The organism is Bacillus sp. FSL M8-0266, assembly GCF_038613425.1.
GTDB lineage: Bacteria > Bacillota > Bacilli > Bacillales > Bacillaceae > Bacillus > Bacillus pumilus.
Map to the genome: position 1 here is coordinate 2,835,214 of NZ_CP152015.1, position 15,899 is coordinate 2,851,112.

The 15,899-nt window shown below is 45.2% G+C and carries 9 protein-coding genes, 21 tRNA genes and 2 rRNA genes; 3 read left to right on the forward strand and 29 right to left on the reverse strand.

Annotated elements, in window-relative coordinates; genetic code table 11:
• Positions 1 to 90: 90 nt before the first annotated feature.
• The 6 genes from menC to MKY83_RS14615 form a co-directional block, all read right to left on the reverse strand.
• The gene (gene menC, locus MKY83_RS14590; protein ID WP_113768703.1) at positions 91 to 1,215 is read right to left on the reverse strand and encodes an o-succinylbenzoate synthase; all 1,125 of its coding nucleotides are present in this window, start codon (positions 1,213 to 1,215) and stop codon (positions 91 to 93) included.
• Positions 1,202 to 2,659, reverse strand: a complete 1,458-nt coding sequence (locus MKY83_RS14595; RefSeq protein ID WP_106066857.1) for an o-succinylbenzoate--CoA ligase — start codon at positions 2,657 to 2,659, stop codon at positions 1,202 to 1,204. The genes menC and MKY83_RS14595 overlap by 14 nt, the downstream gene beginning before the upstream one ends.
• A 74-nt stretch (positions 2,660 to 2,733) precedes the next feature.
• Complete coding sequence (gene menB / locus MKY83_RS14600; RefSeq protein WP_003217719.1) at positions 2,734 to 3,552, reverse strand: 1,4-dihydroxy-2-naphthoyl-CoA synthase; 819 nt, start codon at positions 3,550 to 3,552, stop codon at positions 2,734 to 2,736.
• Positions 3,553 to 3,566: 14 nt separating this feature from the next.
• On the reverse strand, positions 3,567 to 4,391 hold the full coding sequence (menH, locus tag MKY83_RS14605) for a 2-succinyl-6-hydroxy-2,4-cyclohexadiene-1-carboxylate synthase (RefSeq protein WP_342490533.1): 825 nt from the start codon (positions 4,389 to 4,391) through the stop codon (positions 3,567 to 3,569).
• A complete protein-coding gene (gene menD / locus MKY83_RS14610; RefSeq protein WP_342490534.1) occupies positions 4,376 to 6,118 on the reverse strand; it encodes a 2-succinyl-5-enolpyruvyl-6-hydroxy-3-cyclohexene-1-carboxylic-acid synthase in 1,743 nt (580 codons plus the stop codon). Before menD ends, menH begins: the two co-directional genes overlap by 16 nt.
• Complete coding sequence (locus tag MKY83_RS14615) at positions 6,111 to 7,529, reverse strand: isochorismate synthase MenF (protein WP_268453123.1); 1,419 nt, start codon at positions 7,527 to 7,529, stop codon at positions 6,111 to 6,113. Before MKY83_RS14615 ends, menD begins: the two co-directional genes overlap by 8 nt.
• A gap of 381 nt (positions 7,530 to 7,910) precedes the next feature.
• Here MKY83_RS14615 and MKY83_RS14620 point away from each other — a divergent pair, with 381 nt between their 5' ends.
• The 3 genes from MKY83_RS14620 to MKY83_RS14630 all read left to right on the forward strand — a co-directional run bounded on the left by MKY83_RS14620 (position 7,911) and on the right by MKY83_RS14630 (position 10,264).
• Positions 7,911 to 8,849, forward strand: coding sequence for a 1,4-dihydroxy-2-naphthoate polyprenyltransferase (locus MKY83_RS14620; protein WP_065098670.1), 939 nt, complete (start codon positions 7,911 to 7,913; stop codon positions 8,847 to 8,849).
• 117 nt (positions 8,850 to 8,966) lie between these two features.
• Positions 8,967 to 9,701, forward strand: coding sequence for a TraR/DksA C4-type zinc finger protein (locus tag MKY83_RS14625; RefSeq protein ID WP_342487443.1), 735 nt, complete (start codon positions 8,967 to 8,969; stop codon positions 9,699 to 9,701).
• An 86-nt stretch (positions 9,702 to 9,787) separates the two neighbouring features.
• Positions 9,788 to 10,264, forward strand: a complete 477-nt coding sequence (locus MKY83_RS14630; RefSeq protein ID WP_106066853.1) for a tryptophan-rich sensory protein — start codon at positions 9,788 to 9,790, stop codon at positions 10,262 to 10,264.
• A gap of 78 nt (positions 10,265 to 10,342) precedes the next feature.
• Here the strand turns inward: MKY83_RS14630 and MKY83_RS14635 are convergent.
• The 23 genes from MKY83_RS14635 to MKY83_RS14745 form a co-directional block, all read right to left on the reverse strand.
• Positions 10,343 to 10,414: transfer RNA gene (locus MKY83_RS14635), tRNA-Glu, on the reverse strand.
• A 7-nt stretch (positions 10,415 to 10,421) separates the two neighbouring features.
• Positions 10,422 to 10,512, reverse strand: a tRNA-Ser gene (locus tag MKY83_RS14640).
• 3 nt (positions 10,513 to 10,515) lie between these two features.
• Positions 10,516 to 10,590, reverse strand: a tRNA-Asn gene (locus MKY83_RS14645).
• A 6-nt stretch (positions 10,591 to 10,596) separates the two neighbouring features.
• Positions 10,597 to 10,673, reverse strand: a tRNA-Ile gene (locus MKY83_RS14650).
• A 17-nt stretch (positions 10,674 to 10,690) separates the two neighbouring features.
• Positions 10,691 to 10,764 (reverse strand) — tRNA-Gly (locus MKY83_RS14655).
• An 11-nt stretch (positions 10,765 to 10,775) separates the two neighbouring features.
• Positions 10,776 to 10,851 (reverse strand) — tRNA-His (locus tag MKY83_RS14660).
• Positions 10,852 to 10,878: 27 nt separating this feature from the next.
• Positions 10,879 to 10,951 (reverse strand) — tRNA-Phe (locus tag MKY83_RS14665).
• A gap of 18 nt (positions 10,952 to 10,969) precedes the next feature.
• Positions 10,970 to 11,046 (reverse strand) — tRNA-Asp (locus MKY83_RS14670).
• 48 nt (positions 11,047 to 11,094) lie between these two features.
• Positions 11,095 to 11,171, reverse strand: a tRNA-Met gene (locus MKY83_RS14675).
• Between the two features lie 23 nt (positions 11,172 to 11,194).
• A tRNA-Ser gene (locus MKY83_RS14680) sits at positions 11,195 to 11,287 on the reverse strand.
• Between the two features lie 7 nt (positions 11,288 to 11,294).
• Positions 11,295 to 11,371, reverse strand: a tRNA-Ile gene (locus MKY83_RS14685).
• A 4-nt stretch (positions 11,372 to 11,375) separates the two neighbouring features.
• A tRNA-Met gene (locus tag MKY83_RS14690) sits at positions 11,376 to 11,449 on the reverse strand.
• A gap of 24 nt (positions 11,450 to 11,473) precedes the next feature.
• Positions 11,474 to 11,546: transfer RNA gene (locus MKY83_RS14695), tRNA-Ala, on the reverse strand.
• An 8-nt stretch (positions 11,547 to 11,554) separates the two neighbouring features.
• Positions 11,555 to 11,631: transfer RNA gene (locus MKY83_RS14700), tRNA-Pro, on the reverse strand.
• A 7-nt stretch (positions 11,632 to 11,638) separates the two neighbouring features.
• Positions 11,639 to 11,715 (reverse strand) — tRNA-Arg (locus tag MKY83_RS14705).
• A gap of 11 nt (positions 11,716 to 11,726) precedes the next feature.
• Positions 11,727 to 11,812, reverse strand: a tRNA-Leu gene (locus MKY83_RS14710).
• 12 nt (positions 11,813 to 11,824) lie between these two features.
• Positions 11,825 to 11,896 (reverse strand) — tRNA-Gly (locus MKY83_RS14715).
• A gap of 30 nt (positions 11,897 to 11,926) precedes the next feature.
• Positions 11,927 to 12,009, reverse strand: a tRNA-Leu gene (locus MKY83_RS14720).
• A gap of 7 nt (positions 12,010 to 12,016) precedes the next feature.
• Positions 12,017 to 12,092: transfer RNA gene (locus MKY83_RS14725), tRNA-Lys, on the reverse strand.
• A 37-nt stretch (positions 12,093 to 12,129) separates the two neighbouring features.
• A tRNA-Thr gene (locus tag MKY83_RS14730) sits at positions 12,130 to 12,205 on the reverse strand.
• Between the two features lie 33 nt (positions 12,206 to 12,238).
• Positions 12,239 to 12,314: transfer RNA gene (locus MKY83_RS14735), tRNA-Val, on the reverse strand.
• A gap of 473 nt (positions 12,315 to 12,787) precedes the next feature.
• Positions 12,788 to 12,903: ribosomal RNA gene (gene rrf / locus MKY83_RS14740) — 5S ribosomal RNA — on the reverse strand.
• Between the two features lie 61 nt (positions 12,904 to 12,964).
• Positions 12,965 to 15,895, reverse strand: a 23S ribosomal RNA gene (locus MKY83_RS14745).
• Between the last annotated feature and the right edge of the window lie 4 nt (positions 15,896 to 15,899).

Here is a 15,899-nt window from a genome sequence, read left to right on the forward strand (position 1 = left end):
GCTCTTTCTTTTTTGTTGAGACAGGAAGGAAAAACTTTCTCTCACTATATATAGATTTTATTGGATGTGCAAAAGGTGAATACCTCATTTTCACATCACAAAATCATGTTTTGTAAAGACGTCAATTTTATCTGAAAAGGAACGAAGCGCTTGATAATCCACTTCTACGCCCATTCCGGGGGAACGAGGTACCTCTATAAAACCATTTTCAACCTTGATTTCAGGAAAAATGATATCCTGCTCCCAATATTTTGACGAAGCTGAAATATCACCTGGAATTGTAAATTGCGGAAGCGAAGCAAGTGCCACGTTCTGCGCGCGGGAAATACCTGTTTCAATCATTCCACCGCACCATAACGGAATTTGATGCTCCTTACTGAATGTATGGATTTTAAGGGCTTCTGTCAGCCCACCAACTCGTGAAGGCTTCACATTAATAATTTGACAGCTGCCAAGCTCTACCGCTTTTCTAGCATCATCTAAGGAACAAATACTTTCATCCAAACATATCGGTGTTTTTAAATGCTTTTGCAAATGGCGATGATCGACAATATCATCTGCAGCTAATGGCTGTTCAATCATTAATAAACGAATGTCATCGAGCTGCTTGAGCTTGCTAATATCCTTTAACTCATAAGCAGAGTTTGCATCCGCCATTAGCGGGAGGTGAGGGAAAGACTCTCTAATTTTTTTAAGGAGTCCAATATCCTGCCCCGGCTTAATTTTCACCTTCACCCGCTGATAACCTTGGTCCACAAATTGCTGTATTTGCTTCAGCATGTCATCAACGGGTCCTAACCCCGCCACAACACCAGAAGGTATTCTATCCTTGGTGCCGCCTAATACATCTCGTAACGACTTATTCTCACGCTTCGCATAAATATCCCAAACAGCCGCTTCAATTCCCGCTTTCGCCATCCTATTGCCTTTAAATTGGTACAGGCTGTCTGGTATTTCTGAAGGGTGTGTAAAGGTGCGTGTCAGCACATTTGGTATAAAAAAAGCTCTCAGCATATGGTAACAAGTCTCAATGGTTTCTTCTGTATACCAAGGAGAAGAAAAGGCTGACACCTCTCCCCATCCAGTCAATCCCGTTTGATCTTTTACCTCGACAATAATAAACTCACGCTCCGAGATGGTCCCAAGACTTGTGGTAAATGGCTGCTTGAGCTTCATCGTGACATGATATAAAATCACTCGTTCAATTTGAATCATCTAAAAACCCCTTTGACTTGAGTCTGTGCCTCTGCAATTTATTTGACGCATTTCTTGGCAGCTCGTCCACAAAGTGAAAAGCGGCAGGCCATTTATATTTTGCTAGATGCGACTCACATAAAGCATAGAGCTCGTTCTCCGGTATTTTATGGTCTGTGACAAGGAAGGCAGCTGGTACCTCTCCCCATCTATCATCATACATACCCGTCACTCCGGCTTCCTTTACATGCGGATGTGTTAACAGGATCGCTTCAATTTCAGCAGGATAAATATTCTCACCGCCAGAAATAATTAAATCTGAACGGCGGTCAAGCACAAATAAAAATCCTTCCTCATCCACATAGCCGATATCACCCGTTTTCAGCCAGCCTTGATCAAAAGCAGCCACGGTCGCCTCTTCACGGTAAAGGTACCCTTTCATGACATTTGCCCCTTTCACCATAATTTCGCCATGCTCAAAAGGACGACAAATGCGTGTACCATCTTGAATTTTCAGCTCACATCCAAAAAGGGGTTTTCCCGCTGATCCAAGCTTCTCTACACTAAATTCAGGCGCAAGGGTCACAATTTGTGAACAGGTTTCTGTCATGCCGTAGGATTGAAACACAGGGAAACCTTTCTCTTTGCTTTCTTGAAGCATCGCAAAAGGCGCAGGTCCTCCGCCTAATAAAAGACAGCGCAAAGAAGACGGACATTCTTCCAGCCTGCTTAATAAACGGGATAACATCGTTTGAACAACAGATATCATCGTCACACGATGGTGTTCAATCGAACCCTTTACTTCATCGACATCAAACTTTTGATGAAGTACGACAGTCATCCCATAAATCACCGACTTAAATAAAGCGGATAACCCGCTAATATGAAAAAGAGGCAGTGCAATAAGCCAGCGGTCATCCTCTCTGAGGCCCACATTGAGTGCAGAGGAAACAGCACTATGAAAATGATTGCCAAACGTTTGCTCGACCCCTTTTGGTTGTCCTGTTGTGCCAGATGTATACATGATCGTTGCTGTTTCATTCAAATCAAATTCGCTTTCGATTTTCTTTACATTGTCGTGACCTGCTTCAGGTAAAGTCTCCATTGTATAAACGGGTAGATCACCCTTATGATCACTTGCATAAACCGGTTCAGTAAATAAGGCGGCTGCTTTTGCATCTTCAAGTTGATAGCGCCTTTCAGCTTTTGTTAACTTATTGTTCAATAGCACGATTTTGAATCCCAATGAAAAACAAGCATGAACAAGCATCACCATTTGAGGATGATTGTTCATCAGAATCCCGACCGTTTCCCCTTTTTTTAATAATGTTTGTGCAAGTCTATTTGAAAGCTCATTGACTTCATCAGCTAAATTGCGAAATGTCCACTTTTTATCCTGATAAATGAGCGCGACTCTTTCTGGTGTTAAATAAGCACGGTGCAGCAGCCAATTCGGTTGCTTCATCACAACACCTCCTTTTCGTAAAAGAAAACAGCTTAGTCTGATGCACTAAGCTGTTTTTCATCGGTATGATTGAATCAAGGGAAACGCGGGAACTGACCGAAGTCTGGCTTGCGTTTTTCCTTAAAGGAATCGCGTCCTTCTTTTGCTTCATCTGTTGTGTAATAAAGAAGTGTCGCATCTCCTGCAAATTGTTGAATTCCAGCTAATCCATCCGTATCTGCATTAAATGCAGCCTTCAAGAATCGTAAAGCAGTCGGGCTCTTTTCTAGCATCTCCTCGCACCACTTCACTGTTTCCTCTTCAAGCTGCTCTAATGGTACAACAGTATTAACAAGTCCCATATCAAGCGCTTCTTGTGCATTGTATTGACGGCATAAGTACCAGATTTCTCTCGCTTTCTTATGACCAACAATACGTGCAAGGTAGCCTGAACCATAACCAGCATCAAAGCTGCCTACTTTTGGACCAGTTTGTCCAAAAATCGCATTATCTGCTGCAATTGTCAGGTCACATACAATATGAAGAACGTGCCCGCCGCCGATTGCATAACCAGCAACCATCGCAACAACAGGTTTTGGAATCACACGAATTAAACGCTGTAAGTCGAGTACATTTAGACGCGGAATTTGATCGTCTCCTACATAACCGCCATGACCGCGTACTTTTTGATCTCCACCAGAACAGAATGCTTTGCCGCCAGCACCTGCAAGTACGATCACACCAACATTTGAATTATCACGAGCACGTGAAAATGCATCAATCAATTCACTCACAGTCTTTGGTGTAAACGCGTTATGTACATGTGGACGATTAATCGTGATCTTTGCAATCCCATTGCATGTTTCATATAAAATTTCGTCATATTGACGCTCAGTTTGCCATTCAATAGCCATCAATAGTTCCTCCTCTAACCTTGGGTAATAAACTCACTAACTATTTTACCAAAAAAATGTGGTTGTTCCACATGAACTGTATGCCCAGCCTGCTCAGCTAATATAAATTGACTGCCTTCAAGCTCCTGCTGCATACATGTGGCGATATTGCAGAACTTTTCATCAAGCGCTCCACAAATCAACAAAACAGGTAAATTCATATGCTTTAAAGCCTTCCAAACAGAGGGCTGCGAACCTGTTCCTATGCCTTCTAAACTGCGAGCCAGTCCAAGTGGATTGGCTTTTAGCCTTTCCTCTCGTAGTTGAGCCTGCGTGTCAGTTGATAAAGTTTTCTGCGAAGCAAACAGTGGAATACTCTCCCAAAAATCCACAAACTTCACTAAACCTTCATGTCTCATTTTCTGAGCCAGCTGATGATCATGTTTGAGTCTTGCCATCCGCTCTTTAAACGTACGAAGCCCTGGAGAGGTACTCTCTAGAATCAACTTGTTGACTCGCTCTGAATAACGAGAGGCAAATGATAAAGCAATACGTCCTCCCATAGAATATCCGAGAATATTCACTTTGTGAAGCTTTAATTGGTTTAAAATCTCTGCAAGATCTGCTAGCTGATGCGACATCGCATATCTTCTTATACTTTCTGGTGAGTCCGTGCGGCCATGTCCAAGCAGGCTGACTTGAATCAATCTTGTATTTCCCATATAAGCATTCAAGAATGTCCAAGAAGCCGCGCTTCCAGTGAAGCCGTGTAAGCATAGCGTGGCATTCTCACCTGATGGATTCTGATCCACCACCTCGTACGCCACACCATCACGCATCCGTATTATGAAAGAAGACATTCTTTTTTCACTTCTTCCAATATGTCATCCATCATTTGACGATGCTTGCTTGCACGAGAATGCCGATCTGTATCAATTTCAATTAAATGAAGTCCAGGCTCTTCTATATGCGCCTTGTAGACATCATGTAATTCTTGTTTCGTTGACGGTTTCGCATAGGTTCCCCCATACAACTTCGAAGCATACTCAAAATTCAGTCCAGTCGGTGTACCAAAGAGTTTTTCATAATACGGTTCCTCAGACGCCTGCGGAAGGAAAGAAAAGATGCCTCCTCCATCATTGTTTAACAACACAACCGTCAGTGGAATGTCCATCAACTTCGCTGCAAGGAGACCATTCATATCATGGTAAAATGATAAATCTCCAATCACTAAGGTGACCGGCTGTTTCAAAGCTGCATACGTGCCAAGTGCTGTAGACACAACACCATCAATACCATTTGCTCCTCGATTCGCCATCATTCGAAAAGGCTTCGATTGCGCTTCAAAAAATGTATCCACATCACGAATCGGCATACTATTCCCGATAAACAGGACACTCTCCTTCGGCAAAAGATGCTGAAGCTGACGGTACACATTCCCCTCAAATGACAGATCCTCATCAGAATAATGGGAAGCATGCGTTCTGAATGATGAATTAGCATGCTGCCAGCGCTTTAGAAAACTTGTATCCTCACGTTGATCCGCTCTATTGACTACTTCATCTACAAAAGCTGCCACATCACTTTCAATGACATATGAAGCACTCAGCCCAGGATCTCGAAAACCTCCAGCAGCATCAACAACAATCTGATTCACTTCCGCATGTTTTTCCAGCCACTTGAATAAAGGCTTAGACACAGGCATCGGTCCAAAACGAATAACCATATCCGGCAATAGGTGCTGCTGCAATACTTCATCTTTCAATAAAGAATCATACGCATCAATAATAAGATCTGCATGCTCATGACCATTTCGCAAATGAGAAAGCGGGTCCGCTAAAATCGGTATATGCAAGGCTTTTGAAAGACGTATTACTGCCTCTTTCTCTTCCTCCGTATGAAGCTCGCCACACACAATCAGTCCCTTTTTGGAACGGTTCATGACCGTCACAATTTCAGATATCGCATCATCATTTGGGAAAGCCTGTCCTGTAGCTAATACTTTTTTCCGGTCTGTTTCTTCTCGCTCGAAAGGATCAATAGACAAATCAGGAAGCAATGGTTCTCTCAGAGGGACATTGATTTGTACAGGTCCCTTCGGCTCTTGCATCGACATATGATTTGCTCTTGCCGCAGCCGTCTGAACATAGCGTAACATCGTCTGACTTTCTTCTGGCAACGCTAAGTCTGTGAACCATTTAACAAACTTACCGAATAAGAATTGCTGATCAATCGCTTGAGGTGCCCCAACTTCCCTCAATTCGTGCGGTCGATCAGCAGTTAAAACAATAAGTGGGACACGGGAATAATGTGCCTCTACAATGGCTGGGTAAAAGTTAGCTGCTGCTGTACCTGACGTACAAATAAGCAGCACTGGAGTTTGACTTGCTTTTGCAAGACCAAGCGCATAAAAAGCAGCAGACCGTTCATCCACTAATACATGGACATTGATGTCTTGGTGGGCTAGAGCCAGCATTGCAAGCGGGGTCGAACGAGAACCTGGACAGACAACTGCCTCTTGTACGCCAGCTTGGACAAATTCATCCATCAATCTGCCAATATATATTGTCATGATTTGATTATTCAATAGGACGACCTCCAAGAGCAGATAGCATTGGTCTTAATTTCACTTGCGTTTCCTCGTACTCCTGCTTTGCAAGGGAATCCTCTACAATGCCGCAGCCAGCGAACAAACGAACATGGTCTTCCTCAATAAGACCTGACCGAATGGCAACAGCAAATTCTCCATTATCCTGAGAGTCAATCCACCCTACCGGCGCTGCGTACCAGCCACGTTTCAACGGTTCGATTTCACGAATGACCTCAACCGCCTTTTCCTTCGGATATCCGCCTAATGCTGGCGTCGGATGGAGCTGTTCAATTAATGAAAAAAGAGAACAGCTGCTTTTAATTTCTCCTACAATCGGTGTAAACAAATGCTGAATGTTTTTTGTTTTATAAAGACTAGGTTGATTTGGTTTATGCACGCGAAGGCAATTGGCCTCAAATGCTTGCTCAATCATATTGACAACAATTTGATGTTCAATCAAATTCTTCTCATCATGCAGCAGTTCCTTGCCTAATGCTCGATCTTCCTCTTCATCTTTTCCACGAACAATCGAACCTGCTAAACAAGATGAAAAGACCTCTCCGCCGCTTTTTTTCACTAAGCGTTCCGGCGTAGCTCCGACAAATGCTTGTCTCCCCTGCTCAACCGCAAATACATAACTCGTTGTTTGATGCTTTAATAATTCTGATAACAGTGGAGCGAGTTCAATTTGATTTTTATAGTGAAGCAAGACTTCTCTTGCTAAAACAACCTTTTCATATTCGTTTGCACGAATGTGGTCTGTCGCTTCTTGGATCGCCTTCATCCATTCCTTCACATCTCGTTCTTCCATATGAACAAGTTCAGCTTGTCCACCCTGTCTGAGCGGTAATGTTTCGTAATGAGAGGCTTTTTGTTCTAATTCTTGAATGAGCTGATGAACATTACCGTCCACCTGCTTCCATTCATTGATCGTAAGAAACGTGCCTTCTTTCGAGACAGTGAGCATCATCGATGGCACAAAAAAATGAGCCTCGCCAAAAGCTTCCCAGTGACGCGCCTTCTCTTCATACGGATCAAATGAGAATCCTCCAAATAAAAGCGGACCAACAGCCGCTTGCCTTAACTCCTTCTCATCATGAAAATGGAACATGTGCTGCTTCAGCTGTTCCCATTCTTGATGAACTGTATTAAATCGTTCCTTGCCTTGCTCAGATGATTTAATAACGGCCGCTCTGCCAAGTCCAGAAAATATCATTTGGCTTTCTGGATCAGACCAAAAAAACCGCTCGCCTAAAAAATCCGCTTCGCCGCTTTGGAAAAAGGCAAGAGGATCCAGATCGTCAACTCTTCTGGAGTAGCTTATCAAAACAGCATGGTTGACGTTATTCGCTTCTTCTAATGTCGCAAGCGCTTCCTGCCGGAAAGTACTTTGCACTGTTGTCACCATGATACATTCCTCCAAAATCCATGAAATAACATAAAAAAATAAAACCATAATGAAAAAATACATGAACATTCGAGTATGTCGAATGACCTGCTTTTCTATTATAAACCTTAACAGATGAACTTAGTAAAGAAAACAGCTTTTAAAACCTCGAATCCTTATTATATCACGCTTTCTAGATTTTTTCGCTCTGCTTCTTGAAACGAGAGCATCTATAAGAAAAATGGAAAGTCTTGTTCTAAGATCAAGCTTTCTCTCGATATGGCAACGATTAGCAAACATCTTTTTCAGGTTTCATCGCATCAATATATTGACACCTTTTTGAACTTTGCTAAACTGGAATTTGGACGTGTACGTATTTTTTTATTTAAAGGAGTATATTTTATGCAGCATCAATCGATATCAGATCAGCTTTCACCGATTAAGCCTGATAAGAACTGGCGGATTTGGTGGAATTTACTACGACCGCATACATTAACAGCAGCATTTATTCCCGTTACTTTAGGAACTGTTCTAGCACTTCCAAGTGGTCAAATACATGTTGGGCTATTTTTAGCTATGCTGTTTGCATCTATGTTTATCCAAATCGCAACGAACATGTTTAATGAGTACTTTGATTATGTTCGCGGATTGGACAATGAGAAATCTGTCGGCATCGGCGGCGCCATTGTCAGAAATGGCGTGAAGCCTAAAACCGTTCTCGGCCTTGCTTATGCACTATTTGCGCTTTCTTTACTACTAGGAGTGTATATTTGCATGATGTCTAGCTGGTGGATTGCACTGATAGGACTCATTTGTATGGCAGCAGGCTATTTCTATACAGGCGGTCCTGTTCCTATTGCATATACACCGTTTGGAGAACTTGTGTCAGGTGCTTTTATGGGACTAGGAATCATCCTGATCAGTTTCTATATTCAAACAGGCACACTAACGTCTAAAGCTGTTCTCGTCTCATTACCAATTTCTATTTTAGTTGGTGCCATCTTACTATCAAACAATATCCGCGATTTAGACGGCGACAAAGAAAATGGACGAAAAACACTTGCTATTCTTGCTGGGCGAAAGGCTGCTGTGAACATTTTACTTTCCATGTTTTTGCTCTCTTATGTACTTATTTTTGTTTATATCTTCACAGATATTGTCGGCCTTTGGAGTCTTCTTGTTTTACTCAGTGTGCCAAAAGCATATACAGCTATCAAAGAATTTAGGCAAAAAGAAAAACCAATTGAATTAATGAATGCCATGAAATCTACAGCTCAAACCAATACATTTTTCGGTTTCCTGCTGACAATCGCTTTGATCTTACAATACTATATCGCGTAACAAAAAACGCCTGCAGCCGCAGGCGTTTTTTCATGAGGAATTGCTTCAAATTGGAACTAGTCTTACAGATAAAATTGCTCATACTAACATTATGTTTGATATGAAAGGATGATCGCTTTGTTGTCTAAAGACGAATTACATCACTTGAAGCAGCGACTTCTCGGTGAAAAACACGAACTCGAAGCCAAAAGCCATGACGATGAACAAAAAGTATCATTTCCTTATGATTCGGTCGGAGATCTGTCAGCCTATGATAATCACCCAGGTGATCAAGGGACAGAGCTGTTCGAACGCGGGAAGGATATTGCGTTAAACAGTTTGGAACATGAACACCTGTTAGACGTTAATGAAGCACTTCAAGCCATCACAGACGGCTCTTATGGCCTATGCAAGGTCTGTAAATCACCTATCCCAAAGGAACGCTTAGAAGCCTTACCTAGTGCCGTCACATGCACAGAGCATTCAAAAGAACAAACCGTTTCACAAAACCGTCCGATTGAAGAGGATTTATTAAGTCCGCCATCAGGGAAATTCGAAAATGAAGAAAGTGCAGCCTATGATGGAGAGGATGCATATCAAGACGTAGAACGCTACGGAAACTCTGATACGCCGTCTGATATGGAATTTCCTCCATTGACATACGATGATGTGTATACACAATCAGAAGATGAAGATTATGTCGAAGACTATGAAGGATTCGCAGCTGCTGATATTGAAGGCAAGGCAAGTAAAGTATATCCAAATAAAGCTCACGAAGCCTATGAAAAAGCATTAGACGAAGAAGGCATCATGACGGTATTTGGTGACTTGAAGCCGTACGAAGAAGAACCTTATACAGAAGAAAATCATTAGTCCCCTCATATTGGGGGCTTTATGTTTATATCATGTAATGATTGGGAAATCATTTTAAGAGTGAATTTGATTGGAGGAGATTCTTAATGGCTAGAAAAAGTATCGTTTGGGCAGTGGTTGTCTTCTTTATTACATACGCATTATTCTCTATTGCCGGGTTCTTGTTTCCGATTGACAGAGAGTGGTATGATGCATTAAATAAACCGGAATGGACACCGAGTGGTGGAGTAATTGGTGCTGTGTGGGCTGTCTTATTTGCTCTCATCTCGTTGTCCGCAGCGATCATTTATGGAAAGTACGGATTTCAAAAAATCACTTTACCATTTTGGATTCTTTTTCTTTTAAATTATGTATTTAATCAAGCCTTTAGTTTTTTTCAATTTACACAAAAAGATCTATTTGCCGCTACGATCGACTGCCTGCTTGTAGCACTGACAGCACTTGCTCTTGTCATCGTCTCACGTAAACTAAGCAAAGTCGTTCCAATTTTACTAATTCCTTATGTCTTATGGGGCTTCTTTGCAACATACTTGTCTTATACGATCTATTCCATGAACATGTAAAAAAAGACCGCTATAATGGCGGTCTTTCTTTTCTGAAGAAAATAAAAAAGAGATCTTTGACAAGATCTCTTTTAAACATGACCCGTACGGGATTCGAACCCGTGTTACCGCCGTGAAAGGGCGGTGTCTTAACCGCTTGACCAACGGGCCAGATAAATGGCGGAGAAGGAGGGATTTGAACCCTCGCGCCGCTCGCGCGACCTACACCCTTAGCAGGGGCGCCTCTTCAGCCACTTGAGTACTTCTCCATTTGGCTCCGCAGGTAGGACTCGAACCTACGACCGATCGGTTAACAGCCGATAGCTCTACCACTGAGCTACTGCGGAATATCATGGTGGGCCTGAGTGGACTCGAACCACCGACCTCACGCTTATCAGGCGTGCGCTCTAACCAGCTGAGCTACAGGCCCATGAACGGATATACAAATGGAGCGGGTGATGGGAATCGAACCCACGACATCAGCTTGGAAGGCTGAGGTTTTACCACTAAACTACACCCGCAAAAATATGTATGGGGCGATTGATGGGAATCGAACCCACGAGTGCCAGAGCCACAATCTGGTGCGTTAACCACTTCGCCACAACCGCCATACTATCAATATTTTTTTATAAAAGTGGCTCGGGACGGAATCGAACCGCCGACACACGGATTTTCAGTCCGTTGCTCTACCAACTGAGCTACCGAGCCAAGTAGTCATTTTAAAAATGGCGGTCCGGACGGGACTCGAACCCGCGACCTCCTGCGTGACAGGCAGGCATTCTAACCAACTGAACTACCGGACCATTTTGGTTGTACTCAAAGAGCATTCCCCATTGGTAAATAAAATAATTTGGTTGCGGGGGCAGGATTTGAACCTGCGACCTTCGGGTTATGAGCCCGACGAGCTACCGAACTGCTCCACCCCGCGATGATATAAGTTTTTAAAAAATATGGCGGAGGAAGAGGGATTCGAACCCCCGCGGGCTTTGACACCCCTGTCGGTTTTCAAGACCGATCCCTTCAGCCGGACTTGGGTATTCCTCCGTATAGATGGTGGACCTTGTAGGACTCGAACCTACGACCGGACGGTTATGAGCCGTCTGCTCTAACCAACTGAGCTAAAGGTCCTTTATAGCGGCGGAGGGGATCGAACCCCCGACCTCACGGGTATGAACCGTACGCTCTAGCCAGCTGAGCTACACCGCCATGATCAAAATAATCTTTTAAAAGTGGAGCCTAGCGGGATCGAACCGCTGACCTCCTGCGTGCAAGGCAGGCGCTCTCCCAGCTGAGCTAAGGCCCCATAAAAGATGGTCGGGAAGACAGGATTCGAACCTGCGACCCCTTGGTCCCAAACCAAGTGCTCTACCAAGCTGAGCTACTTCCCGATCTTAATGGCGCGCCCGAGAGGAGTCGAACCCCTAACCTTTTGATCCGTAGTCAAACGCTCTATCCAATTGAGCTACGGGCGCTTATTGTATAATGCCGAGGGCCGGACTTGAACCGGCACGGTAGTCACCTACCGCAGGATTTTAAGTCCTGTGTGTCTGCCAATTCCACCACCCCGGCGTGGATGGTATAAGCGGAAGACGGGATTCGAACCCGCGACCCCCACCTTGGCAAGGTGGTGTTCTACCACTGAACTACTTCCGCATTACAGGATTTCTTTATTTTGTTTGGCTATGCGGGTGAAGGGACTTGAACCCCCACGTCATAAAGACACTAGATCCTAAGTCTAGCGCGTCTGCCAATTCCGCCACACCCGCATGAAAATGGTGAGCCATGAAGGACTCGAACCTTCGACCCTCTGATTAAAAGTCAGATGCTCTACCAACTGAGCTAATGGCTCGCTTTAAAAGCGACTTGTCTATCTTACCATATGAAAGTGGTGCCGGCAAGAGGACTTGAACCCCCAACCTACTGATTACAAGTCAGTTGCTCTACCAGTTGAGCTACACCGGCTTTATCTATCCCAACATTATGTAAGAATAAATATGGTGGAGGATGACGGGCTCGAACCGCCGACCCTCTGCTTGTAAGGCAGATGCTCTCCCAGCTGAGCTAATCCTCCACTATGTAGGAATCTCTCGATCCGACAAAGATTATTATATACAGGTTTTCATCATTTGTAAAGGCTATATTAAAAAAATTTTATTTCAATTTTCATTACGTATTTCTTTTAACAAATGACCGTTATTTCCTCTATTCAAACAGCGTGATCTAACGTTCATCACTTAAACTTGTCCACTCTATATTCTCTTTAAAAACGGGCAATTCCTTTATAAATATTAACATCTCACATTAGATACAGTATGTCCGAAATAGAATTATCTACTAATAACGATACAGAGCTCTTCTATCATCTATTAACCTAACTCTCTACTGGTTTAACTGAAACGCTCGATCTCTTTTGTTTTAATGTGTTTCACATGCTTGTAAATGAGTTAGAGTGTCCAAACGTTCATCAAACAAGTGCAACCAACAGCATATTTTCTCAAGAAGCACAAAAAAGACCAGTTCCAAATGGAACTGATCCTTAGAAAAGCTTGGCGGCGTCCTACTCTCACAGGGGGAGACCCCCAACTACCATCGGCGCTGAAGAGCTTAACTTCCGTGTTCGGTATGGGAACGGGTGTGACCTCTTCGCTATCGCCACCAAACCTGATGGAGAGAATGTTCTCTCAAAACTAGATAACAATGTTCAAGCTTCACATTAGAATATAGGTTAAGTCCTCGATCTATTAGTATCTGTCAGCTCCACGTGTCACCACGCTTCCACCTCAGACCTATCAACCTGATCATCTTTCAGGGATCTTACTTCCTTGCGGAATGGGAAATCTCATCTTGAGGGGGGCTTCATGCTTAGATGCTTTCAGCACTTATCCCGTCCGCACATAGCTACCCAGCGATGCCCTTGGCAGAACAACTGGTACACCAGCGGTGCGTCCATCCCGGTCCTCTCGTACTAAGGACAGCTCCTCTCAAATTTCCTGCGCCCGCGACGGATAGGGACCGAACTGTCTCACGACGTTCTGAACCCAGCTCGCGTACCGCTTTAATGGGCGAACAGCCCAACCCTTGGGACCGACTACAGCCCCAGGATGCGATGAGCCGACATCGAGGTGCCAAACCTCCCCGTCGATGTGGACTCTTGGGGGAGATAAGCCTGTTATCCCCGGGGTAGCTTTTATCCGTTGAGCGATGGCCCTTCCATGCGGAACCACCGGATCACTAAGCCCGACTTTCGTCCCTGCTCGACTTGTAGGTCTCGCAGTCAAGCTCCCTTGTGCCTTTACACTCTGCGAATGATTTCCAACCATTCTGAGGGAACCTTTGGGCGCCTCCGTTACATTTTAGGAGGCGACCGCCCCAGTCAAACTGCCCACCTGACACTGTCTCCCTGCCCGATAAGGGCAGCGGGTTAGAAGGTCAATACAGCCAGGGTAGTATCCCACCGATGCCTCCACCGAAGCTAGCGCTCCGGTTTCCAAGGCTCCTACCTATCCTGTACAAGCTGTACCAACATTCAATATCAGGCTGCAGTAAAGCTCCACGGGGTCTTTCCGTCCTGTCGCGGGTAACCTGCATCTTCACAGGTACTATAATTTCACCGAGTCTCTCGTTGAGACAGTGCCCAGATCGTTGCGCCTTTCGTGCGGGTCGGAACTTACCCGACAAGGAATTTCGCTACCTTAGGACCGTTATAGTTACGGCCGCCGTTTACTGGGGCTTCAATTCGCACCTTCGCTTACGCTAAGCGCTCCTCTTAACCTTCCAGCACCGGGCAGGCGTCAGCCCCTATACTTCGCCTTACGGCTTCGCAGAGACCTGTGTTTTTGCTAAACAGTCGCCTGGGCCTATTCACTGCGGCTTCTCGGGGCTTTAACACCCTAAGAAGCACCCCTTCTCCCGAAGTTACGGGGTCATTTTGCCGAGTTCCTTAACGAGAGTTCTCTCGATCACCTTAGGATTCTCTCCTCGCCTACCTGTGTCGGTTTGCGGTACGGGCACCTCTCACCTCGCTAGAGGCTTTTCTTGGCAGTGTGGAATCAGGAACTTCGCTACTAAATTTCGCTCGCCATCACAGCTCAGCCTTTACGGGAAACGGATTTGCCTATTTCCCAGCCTAACTGCTTGGACGCGGATATCCAATACCGCGCTTACCCTATCCTCCTGCGTCCCCCCATTGCTCAAATGGTGAGGAGGTGGTACAGGAATATCAACCTGTTGTCCATCGCCTACGCCTTTCGGCCTCGGCTTAGGTCCCGACTAACCCTGAGCGGACGAGCCTTCCTCAGGAAACCTTAGGCATTCGGTGGACGGGATTCTCACCCGTCTTTCGCTACTCATACCGGCATTCTCACTTCTAAGCGCTCCACCAGTCCTTCCGGTCTGACTTCACAGCACTTAGAACGCTCTCCTACCACTGTTCGTAAGAACAGTCCGCAGCTTCGGTGATACGTTTAGCCCCGGTACATTTTCGGCGCAGAGTCACTCGACCAGTGAGCTATTACGCACTCTTTAAATGGTGGCTGCTTCTAAGCCAACATCCTGGTTGTCTAAGCAACTCCACATCCTTTTCCACTTAACGTATACTTTGGGACCTTAGCTGGCGGTCTGGGCTGTTTCCCTTTCGACTACGGATCTTATCACTCGCAGTCTGACTCCCAAGGATAAGTCATCGGCATTCGGAGTTTGACTGAATTCGGTAACCCGGTAGGGGCCCCTAGTCCAATCAGTGCTCTACCTCCGAGACTCTTACCTTGAGGCTAGCCCTAAAGCTATTTCGGAGAGAACCAGCTATCTCCAGGTTCGATTGGCATTTCACCCCTACCCACACCTCATCCCCGCACTTTTCAACGTGCGTGGGTTCGGGCCTCCATTCAGTGTTACCTGAACTTCACCCTGGACATGGGTAGATCACCTGGTTTCGGGTCTACGACCACGTACTCATGCGCCCTATTCAGACTCGCTTTCGCTGCGGCTCCGCATCTTCTGCTTAACCTTGCACGGGATCGTAACTCGCCGGTTCATTCTACAAAAGGCACGCCATCACCCTTTAACGGGCTCTGACTACTTGTAGGCACACGGTTTCAGGATCTATTTCACTCCCCTTCCGGGGTGCTTTTCACCTTTCCCTCACGGTACTGGTTCACTATCGGTCACTAGGGAGTATTTAGCCTTGGGAGATGGTCCTCCCGGATTCCGACGGAATTTCACGTGTTCCGCCGTACTCAGGATCCACTCTGGAGAGAACAACATTTCAGTTACAGGGCTGTTACCTTCTTTGGCGGGCCTTTCCAGACCTCTTCGCTTATATCGTTCCTTTGTAACTCCGTATAGAGTGTCCTACAACCCCAAGAGGCAAGCCTCTTGGTTTGGGCTGTTCCCGTTTCGCTCGCCGCTACTCAGGGAATCGCATTTGCTTTCTCTTCCTCCGGGTACTTAGATGTTTCAGTTCCCCGGGTATGCCTTCTCATACTCTATGTATTCAAGTATGGATACTACTCCATTACGAGCAGTGGGTTTCCCCATTCGGAAATCTCCGGATCAAAGCTTGCTTACAGCTCCCCGAAGCATATCGGTGTTCGTCCCGTCCTTCATCGGCTCCTAGTGCCAAGGCATCCACCGTGCGCCCTTTCTAACTTAACCATTT